The following is a 2,020-nucleotide window of genomic DNA, read 5'->3' as shown; positions in this document are numbered from 1 at the left end:
CTTTGAAAAAGCTATGAGAAATTAACTTAAAAAGCATTGAAAATTGTACACTATTCTGAGGAAGTTTCAACTTTTTTATACTGAGGTTTACTAAAGTAGTAAATTTAGACCTTATTCTAAGTTTAAAGAATATTGGCTGAAAAAACTACTTTCGTGGCACCATTTCTTGCTTACACATTAGCCACGTCTTAAGCAGATACAAACTGAATAGCTAATTTTCAGTATAAGATCTTTCAACAAGTATGTTTGATATTATATTGCTTAAATTTCTAATCAAAGAGGAACAAGTTTGGCAAAAAATAATGATATTATTAGCGGAACGTAAAATAGTCCTACTGCAGTACTGATGAGAAGCAGCAAAGTAGCTCTATCTGGTTGATAATTTAAAATATTAGCAAGTATTACACTGGATCCAGAAACTGGAATAATAGCTAGCAACATCAGCGCTTTATATATGCTTTCATCGTATATACCTGTGATATGTTTGTCTATTAGGACAATTCCCAAAACAAATAATGGCCAAAATAAGTACTTTGCTGTGATAGTGGTTAAAGCAAGCTTCCAATCTATTTTAAAATTTGTAATTTGTGCAATACTCACCCCAAGCAGTACCATTCCTAATGTAATAAATGTACTTCTAATATTCATCATAACATCTGTTAGAAAAGCAGGTATTTGTATATCGCATACACTCAAAAAGAAGCCCAGAATCATCGCATAGGACGAAGGAAGTCTGAGCAACCTTAACATACATTCTTTTGCAGTATATATACCATCTGCAGCTATATAAAATCCTAAGCTATTTTCAAACAGTGCCATTCCTATATAACAAACAACATATACAGACACTGAATCTTCATCAAATAAAGTCATAGCAATTGGCAAGCCAAAATAACCCATACTTGTACTGCCTGAGCTAAATGCCAATATGTTTTTCGTATTGTCCTTAAATAAAAAAGAAGAAAGATAATACACCGATAAGGACATAGTGCTACCTATAAACCATATCAAAATCGGCAAAGAAATCACTTTTAAATTGACCTCTGTATGAGATACTCCATACAGAATCACTATTGGGTTAGCTATATAAAAGAGTATTTGAGATATAGTATTTCTATCAATCTTAAGGCATTTTCCTGCTAAATAACCAATAAGTATTGTAATATAAATAGGTAATATTTTGAGAAAAAGGGTAAAGAACATACTAGCCTAATTATAATCCTTTTTGATACTTCCAACTGATAAATTGACATTAGATCTTAAGACATTGTAAAAGTAAATAAAATTTATTTTCCAATTTACCCAACTCATAGTTATTTAAAAAGACCTATTTAGTGCTAGGAACCGCTTTTACAAAACATAAGAATGACATTTTTATGATAAAATCATGTTAAGTTTTTATAAAGCTTCTTACATATCTTTCAATAGTGGTAGCTTTGCTAAAAAGCAAAGTTTAGTTTCGCTTGGCCTCGTTGTATGCTTTCAATTGATATAGAATACAAACCCCAACTATTTTTGTTGCAAAATAAGCGCTTTGTAGACAAGTATAAACGATAGAACTAATTATACTTTTCCAAAGATAAGCGATGCGTTAGTGCCGCCAAAGCCAAACGAATTAGAAAGCGCATATTGGATCTTATGCTCTTGAGCTTTAAGCGGTACAAAATTTAAATCACATCCTTCTGAAGGTTTGTGCAGGTTTAAAGTTGGGGGAGCAATTCCTTCATTTAACGCAAGAATACTAAATATTGCTTCAACACTACTTGCAGCACCAAGTAAATGTCCTATAGAGGATTTGGTTGAAGAAACTGGTATCTTATAAGCGTAGTCACCAAATAACTGTTTTATTGCTATTACCTCGATTTTATCTCCAAGTGGCGTTGAAGTTCCATGTGCATTGATATACCCAATTTGATTTGGACTAATTTGTGCACTCTGTAAGGCAAGCTGTATTGATTTCAATGCACCTCTTCCGCTCTCATGTGGAGCGGTAATATGATAAGCATCCCCCGTTAGTCCA

At 32.6% G+C, this 2,020-nt stretch carries 2 protein-coding genes; both read right to left on the bottom strand.

All coding sequences use genetic code 11. The annotated features are described in order from the left end of the window. Positions 1-273: 273 nt before the first annotated feature. On the bottom strand, positions 274-1,203 hold the full coding sequence (locus IHO13_RS05320; RefSeq protein ID WP_225538606.1) for an AEC family transporter: 930 nt from the start codon (positions 1,201-1,203) through the stop codon (positions 274-276). 360 nt (positions 1,204-1,563) lie between these two features. Continuing rightward, positions 1,564-2,020: beta-ketoacyl-[acyl-carrier-protein] synthase family protein (locus IHO13_RS05315; protein ID WP_458695366.1), on the bottom strand; the 457-nt coding region annotated here is incomplete at its 5' end.

Origin of the sequence: Wolbachia endosymbiont of Mansonella perstans (assembly GCF_020278605.1) — a bacterium.
GTDB lineage: Bacteria > Pseudomonadota > Alphaproteobacteria > Rickettsiales > Anaplasmataceae > Wolbachia.
Note: the sequence above shows the minus strand (reverse complement) of the source record. Positions and strands in the feature narration are given on the sequence as shown.